This window comes from Rhodococcus sp. 14C212, from assembly GCF_011058195.1.
GTDB classification, from domain to species: domain Bacteria; phylum Actinomycetota; class Actinomycetes; order Mycobacteriales; family Mycobacteriaceae; genus Rhodococcus; species Rhodococcus aetherivorans.
On sequence record NZ_JAALEH010000048.1, the window covers coordinates 14766 to 41665 of the forward strand.

Here is a 26900-nt window from a genome sequence, read left to right on the forward strand (position 1 = left end):
GTAGCGGTAAATCGGTCAGGGTTCGTAGGGGAACACCGCGATCGGCGTGCCGTCGAACGCGAAGACGACATGCCCGCCCTGATCCGTGCCGGGACGCTGAGCGTGGACCGCGACCGTGGCCCGGCCCTCGTCGTCGACGTCGAAGCCGACCAGTTCCACCCGGCCGTCGGGCACCCGCAACGTCGCGGGGGCACCGAGGATCATTTCCGACACCGCGACCAGGTCCAGACCCGCCAGATCGAAGGCCACCGCATCCGACGGCCGGGTACTCGGACTGCTCCACGAGTCGAACTCGCCGTCGAAGCTGTACGAGAGGTACCGGTGCGGATCGCCGGCCGCCGCCCGATCGAACGACGCATGCTCCGGGAACAGGGTCAGGTCGTCGACCAGCGTGTCGCCGAACTCGGCCCGATAGTCCGCCACGAACCGGGCCAGCCCCTGCGGCGACGTCAGGTCCGGCAGCGGCTCCGGTCCGTCCGCCGCGTTCCCGACGAGCCCCGCCAGCGCGCCCGTCACGGCCCCCACCGCGACGGTCGTCGCCGCGATCACCACACGCCGGATCCTCACCGGGTCCCCTGGTTCTCGAACCGATGCAGTTCGATCAGGTCGCCCTGCGGCGTCACCTCGAGGAAGCCGGTCTCGCCCGCCGCGTTGCGCACGAAGATGCGCACCGACGGCTGGTCGTACGAGAAGCCGACGGCGATGTGGCCGACCGTGCCGTCCGGCACGCCGACGCTCTGCGGCGCCCCCGCGACGTAGCGGGCGATCTCGTCGACATCCAGCGACGCCAGGTCGACCACCGGGGTGTCCACGGCGCGGGTCCGGGGCGCATCGTCCGGGTCGAAACCGCCGCGGTAGGTGTACGACACCGTGCGGTCCGGGACGTCGGGGACGGAGCGGGTGACGCTCGCGTGCTGCTCGAAGAAGTTCACCTCGTCGACGAGCGTGTTCCCGAACGCCGCCAGGTGGTCGGCCCGGTACTGCTCGAGGCCGGCCCGGGTCACCAGGCTCGGCGTCGGCACCACGACCGGGTGCAGCGCCGCCGGATCGAGGTACAGCGCCTGCTGCGCCTCGGCGGGGGGCGGGTCGGCGCGCACCCAGCGGAACGTCGCCACCCCCGCGACCACCGCCACCGCCACCACGGCCCCGGCGAACACCCGGGGACCCCAGGCGCGGACCTGTGCCGCCGCGGCGACGCCCGGGCTCGCCTGCAGGTCGGCGACCAGTTCGCCGAGTTCGCCGAGCGTGTCGGCCGCACCGGCACGCGCATCCCGGGCCTCGTGCTCGGTGCCCGAGAGCTGTCCGTCCGCATACGCCGCGTCGAGCCGCGCCCGGACCGCAGCCCGATCGGCGTCGCGTGCCCTGATGGAAGGCGAATGGCGGCCGATCATGCGGGAGATCGTAACGACGCAGCTCAGAACACGCGCAGCACGGTGCCGTCGAACAAAATCTTCACGTACCGCGTGGCGTCGCCGGACTCGACGTAGATGTTCATCGCCGGGGTGCCGTCGTGGGCGAACGACACGTGCGAGACCGCGCCGTCGGGCAGGCCGACCAGCGCGGGTGCCTCGGCGATCCGGGCGGACACGGCCCCCGCGTCGACCGCGCCGAGGTCGAAGTCCTGGTAGCCGGGGAAGCGCTGCACCGTCACCGGTTGGGCCCGCATCGCCCCACCCGCGTAGGTGTACGTCGCGATCCGGCCCGGCTCGTCCGGTAGCGCCCGTTCGATGTGGGCCCGCTCGGGATAGAGGACCAGCCGGTACACGACCGTGTCGCCGAAGCGGTCCCGCACCGACGCGAGAACCGCCTCGAACCCGCCGGGCTCGAGCGGCCGGACCGGGGTCACCACGATCGGGTCGACACCGTCGTCGGGGGCCGCCACCGGCGCGGCGGGCTGCTCCCGCGCCGCCGCGGGCCCCGGCACCGGGCCGTCCCGATCCGACAGCATCACCGCCGCGCCGACCGCCGCAGCCGTCACCGCGACCGTCACGGCGACGGCCCGGCGCAGACCCGACCGTCGGCCCGGCGGCGGCACCGCGAGGCCCCCGGGATTCTCCGGTGGCTGCAGGTCGCGGACCAGGTCCGCGAGCTCGCCCAGCGTCTTCGCGGACATCGCCCGGGTCGTCCGATCCCGGTGCTCCCCGAAATCGAGCTGACCGTCGGTGTAGGCGGTGTCGAGACGTCCGCAGACCAGTGCCCGGTCGATGTCGCGTGCCCGCGTTCGCGGCGTGTGTCGGCTCACCACCCGGGCAGCCTAGAACGCCCGATATGGGCGTGTCGCGCAGTCACGCGCCCCACACCCCGCCCACCCACGTGCCGTCCGCACGTACTCTGGACCCGTGCGGATACAGCGGCAGGTGGTGGACTACGCGCTGCAGCGCAGGTCGCTGCTCGCCCAGGTCTACTCGGGGCGGACCGGCGTCTCAGAGGTGTGCGACGCCAGCCCCTACCTGCTCCGCGCCGCCAAGTTCCACGGTCGGGGCAGTGACGTGGTCTGCCCGATCTGCCGCAAGGAGCAGCTGACACTCGTGTCGTGGGTGTTCGGCGACAAGCTCGGCCCGGTGTCCGGGTCGGCCCGCACCGCGGAGGAACTGGTTCGCCTGGCCGCCAGCCAGGAGGAGTTCTCCGTCCACGTGGTCGAGGTGTGCCGCACGTGCAGCTGGAACCACCTGGTCCAGTCCTATGTCCTGGGGGCGGAACCCGCGCCCAAGCGGCCCCGCCGCAGGTCGACCGGCCAGAGCCGCCGCACCGCGAGCGAGTGAGCCGTGCGCGACCCCTGCTGAACCGCCCCGTCCCCGGTGACCCCGTCCCCTGTGACACTGCACTGCCCGAAGAACACTGCACTGCCCGAACGCGCGCTGCCCGACGAGACCGAAGTCTGCAGACGTGAAACGAGGACGCGTGCCACCGCGTCCGCGCTACCGGTTGGAGATGAAGTACGTGAGTTCCCCCCACAACGATCCGCAGGGCGAACGGCCGAGGCCGCCGCACGGGAACGGACCGGCAGGTCCCCCGCCGCCGCGGCGACCGGGACCCGTGGGGGGACCCCCGCCCGGACGCACACCCGGGGGTGTGCCGCCCATGGATCGGCGGATGCCGCCGCAGGGACGCCCCTATCCGCCGCAGCCGCGCCCCCGGCAGGGTGGGCCGCAGCCGTACCCGCCGCAGCAGTTCGCCGCGGGGAACCCCCAAGCGCCGCGACCGCAGCACCCACCGCAGGACCGAACCCGGCAACTGCCGCCCCAGAACCGGCCCCCGGTGCCGAACCAGAACCGTCAGCAGCCGCCCGACCGGCCGGCCGGCGGCCCACCCGGGCCCGGCGGGCGTCCCCCCACGCCTCCGCCCACCGCGCGCGGTGGTGGCGACGAGCCACCCCGCGGTGGTGGCGAGCCCAAGTCGACGCGCTGGCGCACCGTGCGGCGCGTCGGCTACGTGGCCGTGGCGCTGGCTCTGGTGCTGCCCATCCTCGCGTTCATGCTGGCCTACGTCGTCCAGGAGGTCCCGCGACCCGGTGACCTGAAGACCAACCAGGTGGCCACCGTCTACGCGGCCGACGGCTCGACCGTCATCACCAAGGTGGTGCCGCCCGAAGGCAACCGCACCGAGGTGGGGCTCGACGAGATTCCCGAGCACGTCCGCAACGCCGTGCTCGCCGCCGAGGACCGCGACTTCTACAGCAACCCGGGATTCTCGGTCAGCGGCTTCGCCCGCGCGGCCCGCGACAACATCCTCGGCCGGGAGAGCGCCGGCGGTGGTTCGACCATCACCCAGCAGTACGTGAAGACGGCGCTGGTCGGCTCCGAGCGCACCCTCACCCGCAAGATGAAGGAACTCGTCCTCGCGTCCAAGATGGCCAACCAGTGGTCCAAGGACGACATCCTCGCCGCCTACCTGAACACCATCTACTTCGGGCGCGGTGCGTACGGCATCGCCGCCGCCTCCACGGCATACTTCGGCAAGCCGGTCGGCGAGCTCAGCGTCGAGGAGGGCGCGGTGCTCGCCTCCTCCATCCAGCTGCCGTCGCTGCTGGATCCGGAGACCAACCCCGAGGGCGCCCAGGCACGCTGGAACTACGTCCTCGACGGGATGGTGTCCGCCGGCACCCTGAACGCGGCCGACCGGGCGTCGATGCAGTACCCGCGGTACGTGCCGCTGGCCGAGGTCGACAACGGCGGCCAGTCCAACGGGCCGGAGGGCCTGCTGCGCAACCAGGTGCTCCGGGAGCTCTCCGAGGAAGGCATCGACGAGAACCTGCTCAACACCGAGGGACTCCAGATCACCACCACGATCGACCCGCAAGCGCAGGAGGCCGCGCTCGACGCGGTCCGCTCGAACATGGAGGGCGAGCCGGAGGAGCTGCGCACCGCCGTGGTGTCCGTCGATCCGCGCAGCGGTGCCGTCCGCGCCTACTACGGCGGCGACGACGGGGCCGGGTTCGACTTCGCCCAGTCCGGCCTGCAGACCGGCTCGTCGTTCAAGGTGTTCGGCCTGGCCGCCAACCTCGACCAGGGCAACCCGTTGTCCGCCATGTACGACAGCGGCCCGCTCACCGTCAACGGCATCTCGATCGGCAACGTCGAAGGCGAGAACTGCGGTACCTGCACCATCGCCGAGGCGCTGAAGCGGTCGCTCAACACCAGCTTCTACCGGATGATGCTCGAGATGGACAACGGCCCGCAGGCCATCGCCGACATGGCGCACCAGCTCGGCATCCCCGAGGAGCTCCCCGGTATCGGCGAGACCCTCACCGAGCCCGGCGGCGTCGGCCCCAACTACGGCATCGTGCTCGGCCAGTACCAGTCCCGCGTGATCGACATGGCGTCGGCGTACGCGACGCTCGCCGCGTCCGGCACCTACCACGAGCCCTACTTCGTGCAGAAGGTCGTCACCGCCGACGGCACGGTGCTGCTCGACCGCGGCACCCCGGCCGGCGAGCAGCGGGTCGACGAAGCCGTCGCCGACAACACCACCGCCGCGATGATGCCGATCGCCGCGTACTCCAACGGACACGCCCTCGCCGGCAGCCGGCCGTCCGCCTCCAAGACCGGCACCGCCCAGCTCGGCGACACCGGCTCGAACAAGGACGCCTGGATGGTCGGCTACACGCCGTCGCTGTCCACGGCCGTGTGGGTCGGCACCGAACAGGGCCTGCCCCTGGAGAACAGCTGGGGCGGCATGATCTACGGCTCCGGCCTGCCGTCGGACATCTGGAAGGACACGATGGACGGCGCCCTCGACGGCACCGACGTCGAGAAGTTCCCGACGCCCGAACCGATCGCCGGACAGGCCGGCGTGCCGGCGTACTCCGCGCCGGCGCCGCCGAAGACCGCGACCCCGACCCCGACGACGACCGAGCGGACGACGCCGGAGCTGCCCACGCCGCCGGAGATCACGACCCGCAACGTCGAGATCCTCCCGGGCGTGACCATCCCCATGCCGGGGGTGGCGCCGCAGACCACTACGCAGCGGGTGCCCACGCCGACCCCCACCACGGAGGAGGACACGCCGGGCTTCGGGACACAGGACGACTCGACCGGCACCGGCGAAGACCCGCAGTCCGGCAACGGCCGGCTCCAGGAGGACCCGGTCGGCGCCACTCCCGGCGGGTAGCCTCGCGGGGTGACCGAGAAGAGAGAGCTCGCGTCGCCGGGTCCGCTCGCCGCCGACCGCCGATCCGCGGACTGGCGCGACGCGCCCGGATGGACCGATCCGACGGTGTCGCGCCTGTCCACCGTCATCGGCGGTCCCGTCGGGCGGTACGCCCTGCTCGGACGCACTCGCTTCTTCACGCCGCTGCGCGCGATGCTGCTCCTCGCGGTGGTGTTCCTCGCCCTCGGCTGGTTCACCAAGGCCGCCTGCATCCAGCAGGGACCGGTCGGGGAGGGCGGCGCGCTCGGACTGGACTGGAGCGACAACCGGCAGTACGTCGCCATGTGCTACTCCGACGTCGTCCCGCTCTACGGGGCCGAACGCCTGAATACCGGCGCCTTTCCGTACAAGACGTCGTGGGAGGAGCCCGGCCCGGACGGGCAGACCCAGGTCCGGTACATGGAGTATCCGGTCCTCGCCGGCCTCTACCAGTATGTCTCGATGCGGGCCGCGAAGGCCTGGGACGCCACGTCGTGGCTTCCGGGCGGCCTGCAGGTGGCGATCTACTTCGACATCGTCGCCGTGGGTCTCGCCATGGCCTGGCTGGCCACCGTGTGGGCCACCGCCCTCTCCGCCGGCCGCCGCATCTGGGACGCGGCGCTCGTCGCCGCCTCGCCGCTGGTCGTCGTGCACGCCTTCACCAACTTCGACGCCCTCGCCACCGCCTTCGCGGCCGGCGGGTTGCTGGCCTGGGCGCGGCGACGGCCGGTACTCGCCGGGGTGCTGCTCGGGCTCGGTGCCGCCACCAAGCTGTATCCGCTGCTGCTGTTCGGCCCGCTCCTGCTGCTGTGCCTGCGCACCGGGAAGCTGCGGGCGCTCGGGCAGGCGGCCGGTGCCGCGGCCGTCGCGTGGCTCGTGGTGAATCTGCCGATCATGGTCCTCTACCCGCGCGGCTGGGCCGAGTTCTTCCGGCTCAACACCGACCGCGGCGCGGACCCCGATTCGATCTACAACGTCGTGCGGTCGCTGACCGGCTGGTCCGGCTGGGACACCTCCACGCTGAACTCGGTGTCGCTGCTGCTGTTCGCCGTGGCCTGCGCCGGCATCGCGTGGCTCGCGTGGACGGTTCCGCGCCGCCCCCGCCTCGCCCAGTTGTGCTTCCTCGTGGTTGCCGCGTTCCTGCTCACCAACAAGGTGTGGAGCCCCCAGTATTCGCTGTGGCTGGTGCCGCTCGCCGTGCTGGCCCTACCGCACCGGCGGATCCTGCTGGCGTGGATGACGATCGACGCCCTCGTCTGGGTGCCGCGCATGTACTTCTATCTCGGAGCCGAGAACAAGGGCCTGCCCGAGCAATGGTTCACGACCACCGTCCTGCTGCGCGACCTCGCGGTCGTGGCGCTGTGCGCACTCGTCGTCCGGCAGATTCTCCGGCCGGCCGAAGATCTCGTGCGCTACGGCTTCGTCGACGACCCCGTGGGTGGCGTGCTCGACCATGCCCCCGACGCTCCCCCGCGCCGGCTCCCGGACCGTCTCCGGCCCGGCATCCGGCGGACATCACCGCCCGAATCGGCCGAGCGGCAGGCACCCGCGACGAGCACCGTCCCGTAGCCCCGGCCGGAGCCGCGCGCGACGGGTGCCGCCTGCGCGCGTAAAAACGCAACGGGTGCCGCCTGCGCGCGTAAAAACCTGCGCGGAAGAAATTTTCGCGCGCGAGTGCTCGTCCGCGAGAAGCGCCGTCTACACGCGGAGGGCGGTGAAGGACGCGACGGGGAGGTTGCGGACGACGAACCAGCCCAGCACGACCCACAGCACGATCTGCGGCGCCCACCGCCACTGGTACCACTGGGCGATCCGGTGGCCACGGACTCGGCCGGCCGTCCACACGGCGAACGACCACCCCAGGAGGAGCACGGCGAGCACCCCGAGGGCGTTGTACCGCAGGGCGGCCGGAACGTCGAGATGCAGCAGCGAATACAGCATCCGCGACGAACCGCACCCGGGACACCAGATGCCGAACAGGACGCGGGTCGGGCACGGAGGGATCGGTCCGCCCGGCGTCGTCGGGTCGGCCCACGCGACGGTCGCGCACACGCACGCCGACACGGCCGCAACCCCGACGGGTGCGGCGAGCCGGGCGGCGAGCGTCTGCACGACCGATGCCTCAGTAACTCGACGACGAGACCGCCGCGGCGATGACGACGAGGTAGAAGACGACGATCACCGCCCACACCGCCACGCTCGCCACCACCGACCAGATCGCCCACTTCTTCGCGTCGTCGGCCGCCCGGCGTGCGGCATCGAACTGGCCCTGCGCCCACAGCGAGTTGACCTGGCTCGCCTTGATGATCGAGACGATGCCGAGCGGCAGGCAGCACAGGATCGTCGTGAGGATTCCCCACACCAGGTTGTTCTCGGGCGGCGGCCCGAACTGCGGCCCCGGGTAGTACCCGTATCCGCCCGGCGGGGGATAGCCGCCCGGATTGTTCGGCGGGTACTGCGGATAGTCGCTCATCGTCGTCCTCGATCACCCCGTCGGGATCCCGGCCTGTTCCGGGTCCCCCCGCGCGGAAGGGTAGACCAGCCTCGGTGCTGCCGCACTCACGACGACCGCGCCGACCACCCGGACGAGGACGTGCTCACGTGCGCTCGCCGCTCATCGCCGGCATCCGGGGCCGCTCCTCGTCGGGTGGGATCGGGTCGGGCCGGCGCAGCGGTGCGCCGGCGAACACGAAGAACAGTACGACGAGCAGCACGGCCCGGCCCCACACCCCGACGAGGGTGAGCAGCAGCGGGATCGTGGTGTCGCTCCGGGTCATGGTCGCGTCGAACCAGAGGAACACCCCGATGCCGATCGCGAGGTCCACGGTGAGGTACGAGACGATCAGCGGCCACCGCACCCGCAGCAGCACCAGGAACGGCAGCAACCACAGGGTGTACTGCGGCGAATGCACCTTGTGCAGCAGCAGGAATCCGCACAGCATCGCGGCGCCGACCGCCACCCACGGATAGCGGCCGTCGCGGCGGTACCGCCGCCACCCCAGCCACAGCGCCAGCGCGAAGGCGGCGCAGATCAGCAACGGCGAGACGACGGAGACGATGTCGTTGTACTCGGCCGTGACCTCGGTGTCCTGGTAGCCGCCGACGAGAGGCCGCAGCCCCCAGTACCAGATCGAATTGCTCGTGGCGTCGGCCGCGCGGTTGCCCTGGAACTCGAACGATGCGCGCCACCCCGGATACCCGAGCAGCGCGAACGGCAGGTTCACGGCGATCACCGTCGCCGCCGCCGCGGCGCCCACCGCCACCGCGCCCCGCACGTCCCGCCGCGGCCCGGGCTCGTCACCGCCGGTGAGGACGTACGCGATCAGCGGCAGCACGAAGATGCCGGGATACACCTTGAGGCAGAACCCGACGGCGAGCAGGACGGCGGCGACCACCGCGCGCGTGCGCAGCGGCCAGCGGCGCACCCCGAGCACGGCGACGGCCCCGACGGTGGTCGCGACGACGGGCAGGTCCCAGTTCAGGAACGCGTACATCACGAGGGGCGGCGTGGCCGACCAGAGCAGCGCGGCCCACCCGGCGAGCCGGCCGAGGTACCAGGCGACGAGCAGGCCGAACGGTGCCAGCAGCAGCGCGGAGTGCAGGAGGAACTCGGCGTCGGTGTCGGCGCGCAGGGCCCCCACCCACATGAGGATGCCGCTGAGCACCGGGTACTCGACGGTGCCGCCGGTGAGCACGCCGTCGCGGGTGATGCCGCCGTCGAGGAACGGGAACAGGTGCAGGTTGATGCCGCGACCGATCCACAACTGCTGGATGTCGGAGTAGCAGACCGTGGCGTCCTTGACCGCGTCGAAACGCACGCTGCAGCCTTGGGGATCGAACGGCGGTGCGGCACAGCGGGCCTTGTTCAGGTAGCCGAGCCACATGGCGAACGCGCACGTCACCACGGCGACGAGCGCGGGCGTCCGGGAACTCGTGCGCATGTTCTTCACCCTAGGCGAATTTCGCTGGTCAAGGGCGCATCGTGTAGCCTGCATGGGTTGCTGACGCAACGACCCTCCTGTCACGGACCGTCCGTGACCGCCCATAGTCCATAGGAGGTGATGAGGTCTTATGCGTCATTACGAACTGATGGTCATTCTCGACCCCAGCCTGGACGAGCGCACTGTCGCCCCGTCGCTGGATACGTTCCTCAACGTCGTTCGCCAGGACGGCGGCAAGATCGACAAGGTCGACGTGTGGGGTAAGCGTCGTCTCGCGTACGAGATCGCCAAGCACAGCGAAGGCATCTACGCGGTGATCGACATCAGCGCTACGCCCGCCACGGTTGCGGAGCTGGATCGCCAGCTCGGCCTGAACGAGTCGGTGCTCCGCACCAAGGTTCTGCGCCACGGCAAGTGAGTCTGTCGGCGTCCGGCCGTAGGCTCGGGCGCATCAGGACTCCACACACAGCAGGAGGAACCACATGGCAGGCGACACCGTCATCACCGTCATCGGCAATCTGACGGCTGATCCCGAGCTGCGTTTCACCCCGGCGGGAGCTGCGGTCGCGAACTTCACGGTCGCGTCGACGCCCCGCATCTTCGACCGTCAGTCCAACGAATGGAAAGACGGCGAGGCGCTGTTCCTGCGCTGCAACATCTGGCGCGAGGCGGCGGAGAACGTGGCCGAGAGCTTGACCCGTGGCTCGCGCGTGATCGTGCAGGGCCGCCTCAAGCAGCGCAGCTACGAGACGCGTGAAGGCGAGAAGCGCACTGTCGTGGAGCTCGAGGTCGACGAGATCGGCCCCTCGCTCCGCTACGCGACGGCCAAGGTCAACAAGGCCAGCCGTGGCGGTGGCGGGGGCGGCTTCGGTGGTTCCTCCGGAGGATCGGGTGGGGCTCGTGCCAGCGCGAGCACCGGCGGGGACGACCCGTGGGGCAGCGCGCCGGCGGCGGGCTCCTTCGGCGGGGACGACGAACCCCCGTTCTGATCCGACCTTCGATCGGAACATTCGGAAAGTACGGAGAAAGACCATGCCTAAGGCGCCCGCGCGCGAAAAGGTTTTGAAAAAGAAGGTCTGCACCTTCTGCAAGGAAAAGAACGTGCAGATCGACTACAAGGACACGACGCTGCTGCGTAAGTACGTCAGCGACCGCGGCAAGATCCGCGCTCGCCGTGTCACGGGCAACTGCGTGCAGCACCAGCGCGACGTTGCCATCGCTGTGAAGAACTCGCGTGAGGTGGCCCTGCTCCCTTACGTCTCGACGGCTCGCTAAGGAAAGGGAGGGACACACGATGAAGCTCATTCTCACCGCTGACGTGGACAACCTCGGTGCGCCTGGCGACACCGTCGAGGTCAAGGACGGCTACGGCCGCAACTACCTGCTGCCTCGCGGCCTGGCGATCGTCGCCACCCGTGGTGCCCAGAAGCAGGTCGAGGGCATCCGCCGCGCCCAGGAGGCTCGTGCGGTGCGCGGCCTCGATCATGCCAAGGAGCTCAAGGCCGCCATCGAGGGCCTCGAGAACGTCTCCCTGGCCGTGAAGACCGCCGGGGACTCGGGCAAGCTGTTCGGCTCGGTCACCGCGGCCGACGTTGCCGGCGCCGTCAAGGCCGCCGGTGGTCCGGTCGTCGACAAGCGCATCATCGAGCTGCCCAAGGCGCACATCAAGTCGACCGGCAAGCACACGGTCGTAGTGAAGCTGCACCCGGACGTGACCGCGAAGTTCGACCTGAACGTCGTGGCCGCCTGATTCGGCTCTCGAAGAGCCCTGCACACGCCGTGTGCAGGGCTCTTCGTCGTATTTCCACAGGGGCTGTGGATAACCCCACAGGGGGACCGGTAGGTTTGTGATCCGCGGCACGGCATTTCGATGCCGGGAGGGCGGAACACGCCCGGAAACACATCCGCGGCGACACGCCGAGTCGTTTGTTCTCCACACCTGTGAAAGCCGATTTCCCCGGTCTGAACAGCATCGATGCGAAGTGTGAGATGTGTTGTCCCCAGGTTGTCCCCAAGGGGTGCACAAGGCTGTCCTCCTGTTTCCACAATTCATCCACAGTTGTGTGCACAGGCGGATTTGGACGCCGCCCTCCCAGTGCCTAACGTCGAGCGCGCGCGTCCAGAAGACGTGTCGGTGGGGCCGGGTAGAAGTGGTGTCGAGAGCCGGTGGACGGGGTCTGTCCGCGGCGGAGGTGCCGAGAAGGGGAAGGACGGCGTCGCGTGGCTGTAGTTGACGATCGGGGCCATTCCGACTACCCGGGACCGCCCGAGGAGCCGGCCGGCGACTTCGGCCGCCAGCCCCCGCAGGACATGGTTGCGGAGCAGTCCGTGCTCGGCGGCATGCTGCTCAGCAAGGACGCCATCGCCGATGTGCTCGAAGTGCTGCGGCCCGGCGACTTCTACCGTCCCGCCCATCAGGCCGTCTACGACGCCGTCCTCGACCTCTACAGCCGGGGTGAGCCCGCCGACCCCGTCACGGTGTCCGCGGAACTCGACCGGCGCGGCGAGCTCCGCCGCATCGGCGGCGCCGCCTACCTGGTGACGCTGACCCAGACCGTGCCCACGGCTGCGAACGCGAGCTACTACGCCGAGATCGTCGCCGAGAAGGCCATCCTGCGCCGCCTCGTCGAGGCCGGAACGCGCATCGTCCAGTACGGCTACGCCGGCTCCGAGGGCCAGGACGTCGCCGAGGTCGTCGACCGGGCCCAGGCCGAGATCTTCGAGGTCTCCGAGCGCCGCACGTCCGAGGACTTCGTCCCGCTCGAAGAGTTGCTGCAGCCCACCATGGACGAGATCGACTCGATCGCCAGCCGCGGCGGCATCTCCCTCGGTGTGCCCACCGGATTCGCCGAGCTCGACGAGGTCACCAACGGCCTCCATCCTGGGCAGATGATCATCGTCGCCGCCCGTCCGGGCGTCGGCAAGGCACTGGCCCTGGACACTTCCCTGCCCACCCCCGGCGGTTGGACGACGATGGGCGAGGTCGCCGTCGGCGACGAACTCCTCGACGCTCACGGCCGCCCCACCCGGGTGCTGGCCGCCACCGAGGTGCTGCACGGCCGGCCGTGCTTCGAGGTGGAGTTCTCCGACGGCACCGTCCTCGTCGCCGACGAACAACACCAGTGGGTCACCTCCGACGGCGGCCCGGCGCGCGTGCGGACCACCGGGGAGATCGCCGCCTCGCTCGGGCACGGTCACGTGGTCGGCAACGTCGCCGCGCTGCAGCTGCCTGTCGCCGATCTGCCCGTCGCCCCGTTCACTCTCGGCGCCTGGCTCGGCGGCCCCTCTGCCGATCCCCACGTGCACATGCGGGTGCAGGGCGAGGGCGGGTTCGCTGAGGAACTCATGACGCTCGGCGCTCGCATCCCCGGCGCCTACCAGCGGGCGTCGGAACGGCAGCGGCGCGAACTGCTCGCCGGCCTGCTCGACGCCGGCGGCCACGTCGGCGACGACGGCACCGTCCGCTTCGAATCCGACTGCACAGGTCTGCGCGGCGACGTCGCCGAGCTCCTGGCCGGCCTCGGCTACGCCTGCACCACCACCGGCTCCACGGTGCGCTTCGCCACCGACGACGACGTGTTCGTCCTCCCCAGCAAGGCCAAGGCGCACAAGGAGACCCGCAGGGCGGTGCCGCGGGAACGCCGCATCGTCGCCGTCCGCCCCGTCGAGTCCGTGCCGGTGCGGTGCGTCGAGGTCGACGGCGAGCACCTGTACCTCGCCGGACGGTCCATGATCCCCACCCACAACTCCACGCTCGGCATGGACTTCCTGCGGTCCTGCTCCGTCAAGCACGGCATGGCCTCCGTCATGTTCTCCCTCGAGATGGGCAAGACCGAGATCGTCATGCGGCTGCTCTCGGCCGAAGCGAAGATCAAGCTCGGAGACATGCGCTCGGGCCGCATGACCGACGACGACTGGACCCGGCTCGCCCGGCGGATGAGCGAGATCAGCGAAGCGCCGCTGTACATCGACGACTCCCCCAACCTGACGATGATGGAGATCCGCGCAAAGGCGCGGCGGCTCAAGCAGAAACACGACATCCGGTTGATCGTCGTCGACTACCTGCAGCTGATGACCTCCGGTAAGAAGGTCGAGTCCCGCCAGCAGGAGGTCTCCGAATTCTCCCGTAGCCTCAAGCTTCTCGCGAAGGAGCTCGAGGTCCCGGTGGTCGCGATCTGTCAGCTCAACCGCGGTCCCGAGCAGCGCACCGACAAGAAGCCCATGGTCTCCGACCTTCGTGAGTCGGGATGCCTCACTGCGAGCACCCGCGTCCTGCGCGCGGACAACGGCTGTGAGGTCACCCTCGGTGAGTTGCTGGCCAGTGGGGAACAGCCCGTCGTCTGGTCGCTGGACGAGCGCATGCGCATGGTCGCCCGCCCGATGACCAAGGTGTTCCCGAGCGGACGCAAGGAGGTGTTCCGGCTGACGCTCGACTCCGGGCGCCAGGTCGAGGCCACCGCGAACCATCCCTTCCTCACCGTGGACGGGTGGATTCCCCTCGGCGAGCTGACGGCCGGGGAGCGCGTGGCAGTGCCCCGCGCGGTTCCTGCCCCCCTCGAGACGCACGCCGTCTCGGCGGACGACGTCGTCGCGCTGGCCGAGCGCACCGTCGCCGATAGCTCTGTTCCGCCACAGGCGTTCTCGCTGCCGAAGGAACAGATCGCCGCGCTCGTGTGCCACGTGTGGGAGGGCAACGGGATCGTCGCGTGGGACGCGGTCGAAGGACGAGCCGCTGTCCGGTATCCGTCCGCAGACCGGCGCCTCGCCGACGACCTGGCCCGCCTTCTCCTGCGAATCGGTGTCTTCGCTCGGATCGCTGTAGCTGAAACAGGCTGGGGTTGGGATGTTGTCGTCACCGGTCCGGAGAATCAGGCCGTCTTCCTGCACGACGTGGGTGCACACGGCACCGCGGCACAGTGGGTGCTCGCTCAGCTCGGGCCGAAGCTCGTACGCCACGGCGCCGACACCGTGACACCCGACGTCGAGGCGACGCTGAGCTGGCTCCTCGCTGTCGAGGAGCTCGCCCCCCGTGAGCTGGTCGCGGCCGCGGCTTCGCGGTCCGCAGGGGGTTCGCGGTCGAGTCTGGCCCAGGTGGCGGGCGTCCTCGACACCGCCGACATCGAAATGCTCGCCACCAACAATGTGTACTGGGACGAGATCGTGTCCATTGTCAGCATCGGTGAGCAGGACGTGTTCGACGGGACCGTCCCGGGCACGCACAACTTCGTTGCCGACGGCATCTCGGTGCACAACAGCCTCGAGCAGGACGCCGACATGGTGATCCTGCTGCACCGGCCCGACGCATTCGAGCGTGACGACCCGCGCGGCGGCGAGGCGGACCTGATCCTCGGCAAGCACCGCAACGGTCCGACGGCCACCATCACCGTCGCGCACCAGTTGCACCTGTCGCGGTTCGTGGACATGGCGCGGGGCTGAGACGGCCGCGTCTCCGTGCAGAGCCGAAAATTCCCGCGCCGAACCGGAATTCGCTGCGACAGTTCAGCGCGCGAATTCCGGTTCGGCGTGCGGATCACGGTCCACGGTCGTCGTCGCGCCCTGGGCGACCCGGGAACCAACGGTACGAACGTGCGGCTCAGGTTCCGGTGTCCGAGGGATGTCGGAACGGGAGGTCCTGCAGGTGAACTCGCTCGGGCTCGATGAGCGACACGATCGCCGAGCGCATGGGGAAGTCGCTGCCGATGTAGCGGTTACTCATCCGGTCCATGATCGCGACCGCTTCGTCGCCTTCGAGTTCCTCGACGACCCGGCCGCGGACGACGACCGCCCGATACGGGTTGTGCTCGTCGCAGACCGACACGGCGACGCGCCCGTCACGGCGCAGATTGGCGACCTTCCGGTTCTCCTGGGCGGAGAATATCGCCAAGTGATCACCTTCGACCGCGATCCACACAGGGGAGACGTGCGGCGAGCCGTCGGGCATGAGCGTCGCGACGTGCGCCATGTTCCGCGCCCCGAGCAGAGCCCGCACGTCGCCGGACAGATCGGCCATGACCGGCAGCCTACTCGCGCCCACGGCGGTGCCGAGGCTCTTTGCCGGGCGAGTCAGCCCGCCGCGTAGCGGGAAAAGGTGATGCCCGAGCGGAAGGACGTGGCGGAGACGAGCCTCAGCCGAGGCAACTCGAAACCGCCCGGGAACAACCGGCGTCCGCGGCCCTGCACGACGGGATGGACGAACAGCCGGTACTCGTCCACGAGTCCGGCCTCGATCAGGGCGTGGCACAGCGAGATGCTGCCGGTGACCACGATGTCCCGGCCCGGGCGCGCCTTCAGGGCGCGTATCGCGGCCAGAGGCTCGGCGGAGAGGACGGTGGTGTGCTGCCACTGCGGATCCGTCACGGTCGAGGACACCACGTACTTCTGCACCTGGTCGAGATACGCGGAGATGCCCGTGGGATCGTCGGTCCGCCCCGGCCAGTAGCCCCGGAAATCCTCGAACGTTCGTCGGCCGAGCACCAGCGCGTCGGACTCGCTGTCCTGCCGGTGCAGTTCCGCCAGGTGATCCGAATTGTCCACCTCCGCCTGGCCCTGGGGGTCGAACCAGTCCCCCAGCATCTCGATCGAACCGTCGAGGGTGACGTTCTGGGTGATGGCGAGTGTCCGCAACGGGTCCTCCTTCCGGCGTGATGCCCGTGTCGCTCCGCTTACCGGATACCGACCGTCCGGGCGCCGGGAACTCATCGCGACCACGCCTACGACGCGGACATGTAACACGATTGCCGTCTCGAACGACTTTCCGACCGACGCGTCGACACCACAATCAGGGTCGTCGGCACGGACCGACTTCGGATGGGGATTGACCATGGCACTTGACTGGGCGGTGCGAAACAAGCGGATTGTCGCGGCTGCGGTGGCACCCGTGGCACTGGGCGCGGCGGCGGTGGTCGCCGTCGCCGTCTCGGAACCGTCGACTCCGTCGACGGCCCCGACGACGCTGACCGCCTCGGTCACCGAGTGCCACGACATGGTCAGCATCGCGGTCGGGGGGCGCAACGACAGTCCCCGTCCCGGCACGCACGCGATGCTCCTCGACGCCGACGGGAACCCCCTGCCGGCCGCATCGTCCACCGACTTCAGCAGCCCCTGGGTCGACGAGGTCGTGAACGCGCCGCGGGACGACGTGCCCGAGGGGTCCTACTCCGCCGTGTACGTCGAGTACCCGGCGAACATGTCGTCGTACGACGACGCCGTCGAGGCAGGTGTGGACAACGCCGAGACCGTGATGCAGGCGATCCGCCAGGCTTGCCCCGACACGAAGTTCGCCGTCGTCGGGTACAGCGAGGGCGCCGACGTGGCGCGCCGGGTGGCGATGGAGATCGGCAACCAGGAGGCCGCCGAGGACGGGTCGTACGAGATCGTCGATCCGGATTCGGTCGTGGGTGTGGTCATCCTGGCCGACGCCGGGCGCGAGGCGGGCGAGGGACCGTTCCCCGGCGCGGAGGACGAGTTCCGCAACCCGGACGGATTCGACCTCGCCTACCAGTCGGGCCGGAACAGCGCGTCGGGCAGCGGTTCGCTGCCGGGCACGTCGGGGAGCTTCGGGGCGCTGGACGGCAAGGTGGCGTCGTTCTGCTCGGAGGGCGACCTGACCTGCTCCGCTCCGGAGAACATTGCCCTGCTGCAGCTCGCGGTGAACGTGGGCCGGCAGTTGAACGTCGACGCGCTCGAGCGCGACGGCCTCACCCCGGAGACCGCGCTGGACGTCGCCACGGTGCTCGGCCGGATCGCCATGGCCGCGTTCGCCGACATCCAGTCGCAGGAGAACTGGATGCAGAGCGACGAGACCTTCCTCGACGTCCTCATCAAGGTGTCGGATCCGTCCTACGAGCCGGCCGTCCGCGACGTCGCCTCGACCGGCACGGACGGCGAGATCACCTCCGGTGAGCTGATCGACCTGACCTATCTGCCCGCGAAGCTGCGCAACGAGGTCATCGGGTTCATCGCCGACAACGAGAACACCCTCGAGGTGGCGCTGAGCGATCCGTACCAGCAGACCCTCGGTCCGGACACCGGGCACCACTTCGACTACTGGCGCGATTCCGACCCCGAGAACGGAAAACCCCTCACCTCTGCGCAGTACGCGGCGGCATGGCTGACGCACCTGGCGAAGCAGGCCGAGAGCGGCGAGCTCGACAAGGCCGAGGCAGAGGCGACCGCTCCGCAGCTCGTCGTCTCGTCGAAGCCGATCGATCCGGCGCCGCTCCCGCCGACGACGGACGGCGACGTGGAGAAGGCCGCCGCCGAGGCCACCACGACCGCGCCGACGACCACCTCGTCGACCCCGGCGTCGCCGAATCGGGCCGTGACCTCCTCGTCGGCTTCTCCGGCCCCGGTGCCGCCCGTCCCGGCGGCGGCCCCGGCGCCCTCGCCCGCAGCCCCCTCGCCCGTGGCGTCGTCCCCGACGCCGACCGTGGAGCCGCTGCCGACCGTGGAGCCGCTGCCGGCCGTGGAGCCGCTGCCGACCGTCGAGCCGACGACCGGTGCCCCGACGACCGCGGAGTCGAGTGTCCCCGGGACCACGACGCCGGCCGTCACCACCACCCCGTCGACTACGCCGGTGCCTCAGCCGTAGGCCGGCTGGGGGCTCGCCTCGCGGATCGTCCTTGCCCTGGTCGTCGACGTGACGACCAGGGCCGCCGCGGCGAAGGCGGGCAGCGGATGGCCGAGCAGAGTCGCGACGGCGAGATCGGCGGCCACTGCGCCGGTCGCCATGGCGAAGACCCACGGCGGCGCGGCGGGCAGTTTCGCCTTCCCGGCCGACCACGGGGTGCGGGCCCACGGTTTCGCGACCGACAGCCACGCCTGGAAGGCGAGCGCGCTGATCATCAGAGCGGTGCCCGCGATCATCGGTCCCGCCGGTCCGGACACGCCGTCGCGAGCGGCGGCCACCGAGCCGTTCAGGCCCGCCGACAGCAGGAAGATCCCCAGGTTCACCTGGACCACGGTGAGGACGAACTTGATCGCCACCCACCAGTAGCGCAGGAATCCCCACGGCGTCGCCGCCGCGAGCAGAAAGCCCGTGAACGCCGACGCGTTGGCCAGCGGGGCGAGCAGCGTGCTGTCGAGGTGCTGCGCCATTGTCGTGCCGGCCACCCGCACGGCGGGATCCACCGCGGTGCGGCTCAGCGTCAGCAGGACGAGCAGCGCGAGGGCCTGCCCCATCCATCCCACGGACGTGACCACGTGCAGCCACACCGTCGCCTGCCGCCACCGCTGCCCCGGACGCTTCGCCATGTGTCCACTGTCGTCCGGCGGGCGCGCCGGGGTAATCCGGGATCACCCGGAGAATCCCCCTGAAATCCGGTGTCCGGGTTCAGCCGTGCTCGATGTACGACTCGAGCTGGTCGCGTTCGCACTGCAGTTCGTCGATCCGGCTCTTCACGACGTCACCGATGCTGACGATGCCCACCATGTGGCCGTCCACCACGACGGGCAGGTGCCGGATCCGGCGTTCGGTCATGGTCTCGGCGAGGCTGTCCACCGTGTCGGTGGGCAGGCAGGTGGACACCGTCGTGCTCATGATGTCCCGGACCCGGGCGTCGAGCAGGGCGGGACCGTGCTGGTGGAGCCGGCGCACGACGTCGCGTTCGGAGACGATGCCGATCACGGCGCCGCCCTCCATCACGACGAGGGCACCCACATTGTTGCGGGCCAGCTCGCCGATCATGTCTTCGACCGAGAGGTCCGGATCCACCGTGGCCACGACCGGCCCCTTGTTCCGCAGCACGTCCGCGATCCGCATCCGGGCACCCCGATCCATCCGCTCCCAGTCACCTGCCGTGACGGTGATCGATGGTTGTCGATCTTATTCCCGCAGGTCGACGAGACCCCGTGTGGTTATCCAGTCGTGACTCGATGGGCCGGACCGCGCATCGGATCGTTATCCGGTGGCGTCGCCCATCACGGCGCCTTCGCGACGGGGGTCCGCGCCGCCGACCCACCTCGCCTCGTCCCGGCGGAGCGCACTCAGCCCACTGGACTGCGGGAGCACCGCCACCTGATGGCCCCGCGCGCGCAGCTCGGCGACCAGCGGATCGCGTGCGCCGTCGTCGCTGCCGTCGATCGCCGGATGCTCGCCGCCGACCCCGGTGACCGGGGTGTTCGCCGCGCCGAAGGCCACCGCCGAGACCGCCTGCTGCGGGTCCAGGCCCCAGTCGAGCATCCCGACGAGCGTCTTGACCACGTACTGGATGATGACGGAACCGCCCGGCGAGCCGACGACGATCCGCAGGTCGCCGCGGGTGCCGTCGGGAGTGCGATCGAAGACGAGCGTCGGTGCCATCGAACTGCGCGGTCGCTTGCCCGGTTCGACGCGGTTGGCCACCGGCACCCCGGCCTTGTCCACGGGTTCGGCGGCGAAGTCCGTCAGCTGGTTGTTCAGCAGGAAGCCGTCGACCATGTGGAACGAGCCGAACGCCGATTCGATCGTCGTGGTCATGGAGGCCACGTTGCCGTATTCGTCGGCGATGGAGATGTGGCTGGTGCCGTGTTCGCGGTCCTGTGGTGGGATGCCCAGGGGCACCGGCCCGAAGTCGCCGGGCTGTGCCGTGCCCATGCTCCGGCCCGGGTCGATGAGATCGGCCCGTGCGCGCAGGTAGTCGTCGTCGAGCAGCGTCTGCGGCGAATTGCCGGGCAGGGGAACGAAGTCCGAGTCCGCCACGTACTTGTCGCGGTCCGCGTACGCGAGGCGCTCGGCCTCGGAGATCAGGTGCACGGCGTCGGCGGTCGGCTCGCCACCGTTCTCGTCGACCTCGGTCGGGCCCAGCGCGGACACGTCGAAGTTCTCGAGGATGCCCATGGTCGCCGCCACCGCGATCCCCCCCGAGGACGGATTCGGCATGCCACAGACCTCGTGCGCCCGATAGGGCGTGCAGATGGGGGTGCGCTTCTTCACCTCGTAGCCGGCGAGATCGTCGACGGTCATCGTCCCGGCGGTGCGGCCGCCCGTCTCGGTGGCGGTGGCGTCGACGATGTCCCGGGCGAGGGCTCCGGTGTAGAAGGCGTCGGCGCCGCCGGACGCGATGGCGCCGAGCGTCTTCGCCATGGCCGGATTGACCAGGACGGTGCCCGCGGTCTTGGGCGTGCCGTCGGGGTTCAGGAAGTACGCCCGCGCCTCGTCGTCGACGGCGAGGTCGGGCGCCGAGTCGGCGATCGACTCGGCCATCCGGTCGCTGATCACCACCCCGTCGTCGGCGAGGGAGATGGCCGGGTCGAACAACCGGGCCCACTCCGTGCCTCCGTGTTCGCGGTGCACCTCCTCGAGCAGGCGCACCACTCCGGGCACTCCGATCGAGCGGCCGCTGGCCCGGGCGTCGGGCCGGGGCGCGGTGCGGTCGGTGTCGCTGATCCAGCGCAGGTAGTTCTCGGTGGCCGACATCGGTGCCGTCTCCCGGCCGTCGTACGCCTGCACCTGCCCGGTCTCCGCGTCGTAGTACAGCAGGAAGGCCCCGCCGCCGATCCCCGACGACTGGGGTTCCACGAGTCCGAGGACCGTCTGCGCGACGACCAGTGCGTCGGCGACGGTGCCGCCGTCGCGCAGCACCTTGCACGCCGCCTCCGTCGAGACCGGGTTGGCGGTGGACACCGCGTACGACGCGGTCGTCACCGCCGTCATGTCGTCGCGGTAGCCGGTGGCGACCTCGGGGTTGGTGGCCAGGTCCCTCTCGGACGTCGACGGGGCGGGCGTGGCGGCGGACAGCGGGGTGCCGTTGGGGACGTGGATGCATTCGGCGGTCCCCGACGAGTCGTCCCCGGCCGACGTGCAGGCGCCGAGCAGCGCGACGGACAGTGCCGCGGCGATCGCGACGCGGATCGTGGAGCCCACCTTCGCCACCGGTGTCATCTCGCCGACGGTAACAGCGGCCACCGGTGCCCGAAGTGCTTCCCGCGAGATCCGTTTCAGCCGGGCCGTCGTGCCGAGCCACCGCCCCCAGCCGCGAACCTTCCGGTCACCCGCGTGCGGCACGACTGTTGTACGTGTCCGATCGGCGCGCGGCTGCGGAGCGTATCTGCTATCCCAGCAGCAGGATTCCCGTGAGGGCGATCGCCGAGACCCACATTGTGGATGCGGCGGCGAGCGCGAAGGGCCGCCAGCCCACGCCCCGCAGGACGTCGATGCGTACGCCGGTGCCGAGCGCGAACATGGCGGCGGTGAGCAGCGCCGTCTGCGTGAGCCGGGCGACGTCCAGAGCCGGGTCGGGGAGCAGTCCGGTGGCGCGCAGGGCCACGCAGCCCAGGAAGCCGAGCAGGAACAGCGGCACCAGCGGTGGTCGCCGCATTTCGGTCTGCTCGCGGCTGCGGCGGCGGGACGCCGCGCCGATCCAGGCGACCACGGGCGCGAGCATTGCGACCCGGGCGAGTTTCACGGTCACGGCCACCGCAAGGGCACTCGCGCCAAGCGCCCCCGCGTTGCCGGCGTCCACGGCTTCGCCCGCGGCGACGACCTGCGCCACCTCGTGGATCGCGGCGCCGGCCCACATGCCGGCCTGCGTGGTGTCGAGTCCCAGCGCGGAGGCCGCGAGCGGAAGACCGGGAATCATGGCGGTGCCGAAGACGACCACGAGTGCGACGGCGGTGACCACCTGCTGTTTGCGGGCGTCGACGACCCCGTCCACCGCGGCGACGGCGGCGGCACCGCAGATCGAGAAGCCGCAGGCGACGAGCAGGCGCTGGGTCCAGTCGAGGCCGAGGATCCTGCCCAGTGCCATCGTGCCGGCGATGCCGCCGACCACCACGGCCACGACGAGGCCGAGCACGCCCCAGCCGAGGGCGAGCACGTCCGTGACGAGGAGTTGCAGACCGAGGAGGGCGACCCCGATCCGGAGCAACCGGCGGGAGGCCACGGCCAGGCCGGGTGCGGTGGCCGCCGGGAGCGAGGTCGTGTTGGCCAGGAGTGCGCCGAGGACGATCGCGATCAGCAGGGGGCTGATGCCCCCGGCGAACCGGGCGGCGACGAGCGCCGCCGCTGCCGCCGCGGCACAGACGGCGAGTCCCGGAAGCGGAGCGCGCAGGCGTACCGCGGCCGGAGCCGAGAGCGCCTGGAGAGAAGTGGCCATGGTCTCCACCCTGGCGGGTGGCGCGCGTCGCGGGTAGACGGCATTTCGGCATCACCTCATATCGATTCGATATGAGGTGATGCGCCGGCTTCCCCGGTCCGCAGCGCCTGCACGAGCACGATCGACATCACTGCGACCCTCCGGACGGGATGTCGAATCGCTGGTACCCGTCGTCGACGGCGAAGTCGCCGGGTCGGGCCCTCGCGGAGTGCCCGACCGACAGGATCGGTTCCGATCACCTCGAGGACAACCCTGCGCAGACGCCTGCCGGGACGGCAGACTCTGTAGTTCGTGAGCTTCCCGATCCTGGGTGTCGTCTTCGACCTGCCGCATCCGGTCATCGCCCACGGTCGACTGCGGACGGGTCCGGATCGCGCACTATGACCGCAACAAACGTGGAGCCGCGGGCGCGTGAACCTGTGCCGCACCCGCCCGTGTCTCTGTGCCTCCCGACCTGAGTACGTGTCCGCCCGATACCTCCCTCCGTCTCGGTATGTACCTCCTTCAAGGAACGGCTATGTCCCTGTCGATGTCGAATACCCTCGAATGCTCCGCCACCGCCGCATCGGAGCACGCTCCGGGCGTCCGTGGCGACGAATACCGTTCGGCCCTTCGCCGGCACCCCGCCGGGGTCACGATCGTCACCCTCGAATCCGGCTCCGGACCGGTCGGGTTCACTGCGACGTCCTTCGCTTCGCTCTCCCTCGATCCGCCGCTGGTCTCGTTCAACATCACCGACACGTCGTCGAGCATCGGCGCCGTCCGCTCGGCGGAGTCGTTGGTGATCCACCTGTTGGGTGTCCATCAGCAGCATCTCGCACGGCGCTTCGCGCGCAGTGCGGCGGAGCGGTTCTCCGACGAGACGCTCTGGTCCCGGCTCGAGTCCGGTGAACCTGTCCTGCACGGCACGCCGGTGTGGCTCCGGGTTGTCGTCGACCGGTTGATTCAGCTCGGTGACAGCACTCTTGTCGTCGGTGTCGTGGTTCGTGCGCACGAGGACCCGAATCCGGAGGAGGGCAAGCGTATTCCGTTGCTCTACCACGAGGGCTCCTACCACCGCCCCGTCGCATCGGAGGAGTGAATCATGAGTCGCCTGCCGAGTCTCCGGAACGAGTGTCCGAGCTGTCGCCGCACCGCATCGTCCGTCAGCTTGCCGAATCCCCTCCTCGACCGGAGTCTCACATGGAAATCCTCGACACTCGCAATGACGTAGTCACCGACGCCGGTGCCGAACTCGTTCTCGTCCTGCGACTGCCCGACATCGGAACACACTCCTCGCGTGACCTGGCGGCGCTCGCCGATGCCCTTCGCGAGGCCGCCCAGGATCTGGTTCCGGGCGTGAGCACCCATACGGTGCTCAGCCCGACTCCCATCCCGTTGATCATCGACCTTCCCGCCCGCGACGTCCTGCTCGACGGCCGGCGAGTGCTGCTCAGCCACAGTGAATTCGAGATCCTCGCGTATCTCGTCCGCAACCCGAGGACCGTGGGGGCGACGATGCCGTCGAGTCCGCGGTGGATACCGTCGCCGCCTCGGACCGCGCAAACGCTGAATGCGGGGCGAGAGAAAGAACTCTCGCCCCGCGTCTCGGACAACGGTCAGGAGGCGGGAACGAGCCCGCGGTCCCCGGTGCCGAAACGCCGCAGGACCTCCACCACAGCGGGTGACGGCGTTGCCAGACCCTGTGATTCGAGCCACGGCAGGGTGCCGTCGACGATGTGCTCGATCGTGAACTCGGCGCCGAGCGGGAGAAGGGTGACGCCGTCGGCCACGCGGGTGGTGTGGATGTCGGCGATCAGTCCGGCGAGCCCGTGCGGGGTGCCGATGTAGGACAGGGTGTCTGCGCGACGGCGGCCGTCGAGCAGCGCATACTGCTTGCGGGCGCTGCGGGCCTCCTCGGCGACGAGCACCTCGAGATCGACCAGGACGCTGATGCTGTCGGGATCGCGGCCGTCGGCGCGGGCTTGGGAGCGCGCCCGTTCGCGGAGTTTCGCGCTCTCCCTCAGGTCGGCAGCGCGGATGCGGACCACGTTCGACGGCGAGGCGCTCAGGTCGAGCGCCGGTTCGTCGGCGCGTCCGGTGGTCAGATCGGCCCAGTAGTGCGGGCCCTCGGGTCCGGCGAGTTCGACGGCGATGCGCAGGGGACGGTCGAAGGATCGGGTATCGTTGTGCGACAAGGATGTTCTCCTGGATCTGTCGACGCACCGGTGAGTTGTTCCGGTGCATCGCGCGGAAGGGGCTGTGAGCGGTCAGCCCGTACAGATACCCGAGGAGATCCGGCCCAGATCGATGTGACGACGGCACCAGCGGGCGACGAAGGTCGCTGCGGTCTCGGGTGCCATGGGCGATATCCTACACAATCGGTCGGGAATGCTCGATTCGGTGGTGGACCCGTCGTTCGGGGTCGTGGAGGTGCCGACGGACCCGGCGGTGCCCGCGCCCCGGGCGCGGGCGAGATCGGTTTCGCTGCCGGGGCGGTGATGAGACGCTAGTCGGCGCGGATGGCCTTCTCGACCGCCTCTTCGCTGATCTGCTTGGTGCAGAAGAACCAGTCTTCGCACTCGACGCCTTCCTCGGCGCCGGCCATCCGGTCCGCCGCGACACCGCAGGAACCGGCGGTCGGGACGATCACGCGGTCGCCGGGACGCCAGTCTGCGGGCGTGGCCACCTCAAACGCGTCTGCGGTCTGCAGGGCTTTGATCACGCGGAGCAGCTCGTCGAAGTTGCGGCCCATGCTCAGCGGGTAGTAGATGATCGTGCGGATGATCCCGGCGGGGTCGACGACGAAGACCGCCCGGACGGCCTTGGTGGAGTCTTCGCCCGGCATGATCATGCCGTACTTGCGGGCCACCTCCATCGTGACGTCCTCGATGAGCGGGAACGTCACCTCGACGTTGCTCATGCCGTTGAAGGTGATCTTGTCCTTGATGGTGCGCAGCCAGGCGATGTGGCTGTAGAGGCCGTCGACGGACAGTCCGACGAGTTCGGTGTTGTACTTGCGGAACTCGTCCTGCATCGAGGCGAAGGTGATGAATTCGCTGGTGCACACGGGGGTGAAGTCGGCCGGGTGGGAGAACAGGATCACCCACTTGCCCTGGTAGTCGCCGGGGAAGTTGATCTCCCCCTGGGTGGTCACCGCCGTGAATGCCGGTGCCGGGTCGCCGATCCGGGGCATCGAGGTGGTGGTCTGGGCGGGAAGGTCTGCGGCGGTCATCGGTCACCTCGTCGATCGGAAGTCGATGGTGGATCAATGTCAGTGTATACCCCTCGGGGTATGCTGACCAGGGTGCGTACCAGCGGATCGCCGGTCTCGGGATCGGCATTCCGGTCGAACCGGCCCTCGGGTCGTGAGCGTGCGCCCGCGGGGCCCGTTGCCGGACGCTCGCGCCGGGGGCGAAGGCGGGTCGTACAGTGGGATCGGTCCGGCCGGGGTTCGGCCGGTGGAACGGAAGCGGTGACACGGACGTGATGGGCCTCGGTGAGCTGGAATCGGCGGTCATGGACGTGTTGTGGCAGGCAGAGGAGCCGCTTCGGGTGCGTGACGTGATGGCACGTCTGGATCCGACGCGGGCATTGGCCTACACGACGGTGATGACTGTCCTGGACAATCTGCACACCAAGAACATGGTCTCGCGCAGCCGGATCGGGCGGGGCTACCGCTATCGTCCGGTGCGCAGCCGGGAGGAGGCGGCGGCCGAGCTCGTGCGCCAGGTGCTGCAGGCGAGTGGGAACCCCGAGCAGGTGATGTTGCAGTTCGCCAGTTCCGCCACCGAGGACGAATCCCGGATCCTGCGCCGGGCCGCCCGCCGGACGACCCGCGGACGTGGGGACGTGTCCTCGTGATCGTGGCCGTCGCGCTGTTTGCGGCAGCGCTCGTGCTCGGGTTCGGGGCGCCACGGTGGTTGCCACGCCTGGCGGCTCCGGGGGTGGATCCGCGTCTGGCATTGGCGGCGTGGGTGTCGACCCAGGTGTTGTTCGTCGCGGCGCTGGTCGGCGGTCCGCTCGCGGTGGCCACCCGCCCCGGTCTGCGGCTGGAGCAGATGCCGCTGCTGGCCGCGACGTGCGTGCGCACCGCCCGGGACGAGGGGCTGCTGCCGTGGCTGCCCTACGCGGAGGTGGCGCTGTGGATCGTGGCCGGCGCCCTGCTCGGGCGGATCTTCCTGGTGGTCGGCCGGTCGTATCGGCGGCATCGCCGTGACACTGCCGCGCACCTGAACCTGGTCCGGATCCTCGGCGAGACCCGGCCGACCACCAGGAA

Annotated in this window: 26 protein-coding genes and 1 pseudogene; 12 read left to right on the plus strand and 15 right to left on the minus strand. The window is 70.1% G+C overall.

The genetic code is table 11. From position 1 onward, the window contains the following. Positions 1-15: 15 nt before the first annotated feature. From G6038_RS19440 to G6038_RS19450, 3 genes are read right to left on the minus strand one after another with little or no spacing between them, the layout of a single operon-like run. Complete coding sequence (locus G6038_RS19440; RefSeq protein ID WP_346772862.1) at positions 16-567, minus strand: hypothetical protein; 552 nt, start codon at positions 565-567, stop codon at positions 16-18. Further along, on the minus strand, positions 564-1391 hold the full coding sequence (locus tag G6038_RS19445) for a DUF1707 domain-containing protein (RefSeq protein ID WP_165039432.1): 828 nt from the start codon (positions 1389-1391) through the stop codon (positions 564-566). Before G6038_RS19445 ends, G6038_RS19440 begins: the two co-directional genes overlap by 4 nt. Positions 1392-1414: 23 nt before the next feature. After that, positions 1415-2245 carry a DUF1707 domain-containing protein gene (locus tag G6038_RS19450; RefSeq protein ID WP_165039433.1) on the minus strand — a complete coding sequence of 277 codons (831 nt, stop codon included), beginning with the start codon at positions 2243-2245 and terminating at the stop codon, positions 1415-1417. 94 nt (positions 2246-2339) lie between these two features. On the opposite strand from G6038_RS19450, the gene G6038_RS19455 reads away from it, so the two are divergent. The 3 genes from G6038_RS19455 to G6038_RS19465 all read left to right on the plus strand — a co-directional run bounded on the left by G6038_RS19455 (position 2340) and on the right by G6038_RS19465 (position 7197). Beyond that, positions 2340-2762 (plus strand): DUF5318 domain-containing protein, encoded by a 423-nt coding sequence (locus tag G6038_RS19455; protein WP_048771266.1) that lies wholly within the window; start codon positions 2340-2342, stop codon positions 2760-2762. A gap of 331 nt (positions 2763-3093) precedes the next feature. Next, positions 3094-5610 (plus strand): transglycosylase domain-containing protein, encoded by a 2517-nt coding sequence (locus G6038_RS19460; RefSeq protein WP_240918593.1) that lies wholly within the window; start codon positions 3094-3096, stop codon positions 5608-5610. A 9-nt stretch (positions 5611-5619) separates the two neighbouring features. Then, positions 5620-7197, plus strand: a complete 1578-nt coding sequence (locus tag G6038_RS19465; protein ID WP_165039434.1) for a glycosyltransferase 87 family protein — start codon at positions 5620-5622, stop codon at positions 7195-7197. Positions 7198-7326: 129 nt separating this feature from the next. Here the strand turns inward: G6038_RS19465 and G6038_RS19470 are convergent, their stop codons facing one another. The 3 genes from G6038_RS19470 to G6038_RS19480 all read right to left on the minus strand — a co-directional run bounded on the left by G6038_RS19470 (position 7327) and on the right by G6038_RS19480 (position 9569). Then, the gene (locus G6038_RS19470) at positions 7327-7740 is read right to left on the minus strand and encodes a DUF2752 domain-containing protein (RefSeq protein ID WP_165039435.1); all 414 of its coding nucleotides are present in this window, start codon (positions 7738-7740) and stop codon (positions 7327-7329) included. A 10-nt stretch (positions 7741-7750) separates the two neighbouring features. Beyond that, complete coding sequence (locus G6038_RS19475) at positions 7751-8101, minus strand: CD225/dispanin family protein (protein ID WP_165039436.1); 351 nt, start codon at positions 8099-8101, stop codon at positions 7751-7753. Positions 8102-8225: 124 nt separating this feature from the next. After that, on the minus strand, positions 8226-9569 hold the full coding sequence (locus G6038_RS19480) for a glycosyltransferase 87 family protein (RefSeq protein WP_206025177.1): 1344 nt from the start codon (positions 9567-9569) through the stop codon (positions 8226-8228). 130 nt (positions 9570-9699) lie between these two features. Between G6038_RS19480 and rpsF the strand changes: the two genes are divergently transcribed. From rpsF to dnaB, 5 genes are all read left to right on the plus strand, one after another. Then, on the plus strand, positions 9700-9987 hold the full coding sequence (rpsF, locus tag G6038_RS19485; RefSeq protein ID WP_003938619.1) for a 30S ribosomal protein S6: 288 nt from the start codon (positions 9700-9702) through the stop codon (positions 9985-9987). Positions 9988-10051: 64 nt separating this feature from the next. Continuing rightward, entirely contained in the window at positions 10052-10558 is a 507-nt protein-coding gene (locus G6038_RS19490; protein WP_029546705.1) for a single-stranded DNA-binding protein, read from the plus strand. Between the two features lie 43 nt (positions 10559-10601). Next, the gene (gene rpsR, locus G6038_RS19495; RefSeq protein ID WP_003938621.1) at positions 10602-10844 is read left to right on the plus strand and encodes a 30S ribosomal protein S18; all 243 of its coding nucleotides are present in this window, start codon (positions 10602-10604) and stop codon (positions 10842-10844) included. A gap of 19 nt (positions 10845-10863) precedes the next feature. After that, positions 10864-11319 (plus strand): 50S ribosomal protein L9, encoded by a 456-nt coding sequence (gene rplI / locus G6038_RS19500; protein WP_029546704.1) that lies wholly within the window; start codon positions 10864-10866, stop codon positions 11317-11319. 470 nt (positions 11320-11789) lie between these two features. Next, the gene (gene dnaB / locus G6038_RS19505) at positions 11790-15005 is read left to right on the plus strand and encodes a replicative DNA helicase (protein WP_165039438.1); all 3216 of its coding nucleotides are present in this window, start codon (positions 11790-11792) and stop codon (positions 15003-15005) included. 157 nt (positions 15006-15162) lie between these two features. Here the strand turns inward: dnaB and G6038_RS19510 are convergent, their stop codons facing one another. Both G6038_RS19510 and G6038_RS19515 read right to left on the minus strand, forming a co-directional pair. Further along, positions 15163-15579, minus strand: a complete 417-nt coding sequence (locus G6038_RS19510) for a TIGR03618 family F420-dependent PPOX class oxidoreductase (protein ID WP_165039439.1) — start codon at positions 15577-15579, stop codon at positions 15163-15165. Positions 15580-15632: 53 nt separating this feature from the next. Beyond that, positions 15633-16193 (minus strand): dihydrofolate reductase family protein, encoded by a 561-nt coding sequence (locus G6038_RS19515; protein WP_165039440.1) that lies wholly within the window; start codon positions 16191-16193, stop codon positions 15633-15635. A 196-nt stretch (positions 16194-16389) separates the two neighbouring features. Between G6038_RS19515 and G6038_RS19520 the strand changes: the two genes are divergently transcribed. Further along, positions 16390-18159: a cutinase family protein gene (locus G6038_RS19520; protein ID WP_165039441.1), complete on the plus strand. Its 1770-nt coding sequence runs from the start codon at positions 16390-16392 to the stop codon at positions 18157-18159. Here G6038_RS19520 and G6038_RS19525 read toward each other — a convergent pair. From G6038_RS19525 to G6038_RS19540, 4 genes are all read right to left on the minus strand, one after another. Further along, a complete protein-coding gene (locus tag G6038_RS19525) occupies positions 18150-18821 on the minus strand; it encodes a hypothetical protein (protein WP_165039442.1) in 672 nt (223 codons plus the stop codon). The two genes, G6038_RS19520 and G6038_RS19525, sit on opposite strands and share 10 nt — an antisense overlap. A 79-nt stretch (positions 18822-18900) precedes the next feature. Continuing rightward, on the minus strand, positions 18901-19329 hold the full coding sequence (locus G6038_RS19530) for a CBS domain-containing protein (protein WP_165039450.1): 429 nt from the start codon (positions 19327-19329) through the stop codon (positions 18901-18903). Between the two features lie 138 nt (positions 19330-19467). Next, positions 19468-21429 (minus strand): gamma-glutamyltransferase, encoded by a 1962-nt coding sequence (gene ggt, locus G6038_RS19535; protein WP_165039443.1) that lies wholly within the window; start codon positions 21427-21429, stop codon positions 19468-19470. Between the two features lie 169 nt (positions 21430-21598). Next, positions 21599-22642: a putative sulfate exporter family transporter gene (locus G6038_RS19540; protein WP_165039444.1), complete on the minus strand. Its 1044-nt coding sequence runs from the start codon at positions 22640-22642 to the stop codon at positions 21599-21601. A gap of 517 nt (positions 22643-23159) precedes the next feature. On the opposite strand from G6038_RS19540, the gene G6038_RS19545 reads away from it, so the two are divergent. Continuing rightward, positions 23160-23723: a flavin reductase family protein gene (locus G6038_RS19545; RefSeq protein WP_165039445.1), complete on the plus strand. Its 564-nt coding sequence runs from the start codon at positions 23160-23162 to the stop codon at positions 23721-23723. On the opposite strand, the gene G6038_RS30960 is transcribed toward G6038_RS19545, so the two are convergent. From G6038_RS30960 to G6038_RS19560, 3 genes are all read right to left on the minus strand, one after another. Next, the gene (locus tag G6038_RS30960; protein WP_206025179.1) at positions 23693-24082 is read right to left on the minus strand and encodes a hypothetical protein; all 390 of its coding nucleotides are present in this window, start codon (positions 24080-24082) and stop codon (positions 23693-23695) included. The genes G6038_RS19545 and G6038_RS30960 overlap by 31 nt on opposite strands. 158 nt (positions 24083-24240) lie before the next feature. Next, positions 24241-24819, minus strand: coding sequence for a hypothetical protein (locus tag G6038_RS19555; protein ID WP_165039446.1), 579 nt, complete (start codon positions 24817-24819; stop codon positions 24241-24243). A gap of 311 nt (positions 24820-25130) precedes the next feature. Then, on the minus strand, positions 25131-25856 hold the full coding sequence (locus tag G6038_RS19560; protein WP_240918594.1) for a peroxiredoxin: 726 nt from the start codon (positions 25854-25856) through the stop codon (positions 25131-25133). 254 nt (positions 25857-26110) lie between these two features. Between G6038_RS19560 and G6038_RS19565 the strand changes: the two genes are divergently transcribed. Together G6038_RS19565 and G6038_RS19570 are read left to right on the plus strand one after the other, a co-directional pair. Beyond that, entirely contained in the window at positions 26111-26485 is a 375-nt protein-coding gene (locus G6038_RS19565) for a BlaI/MecI/CopY family transcriptional regulator (protein ID WP_206025196.1), read from the plus strand. After that, positions 26482-26900: pseudogene (locus tag G6038_RS19570) on the plus strand (M56 family peptidase); the annotation flags it as partial. The gene G6038_RS19565 and the pseudogene G6038_RS19570, both read left to right, overlap by 4 nt.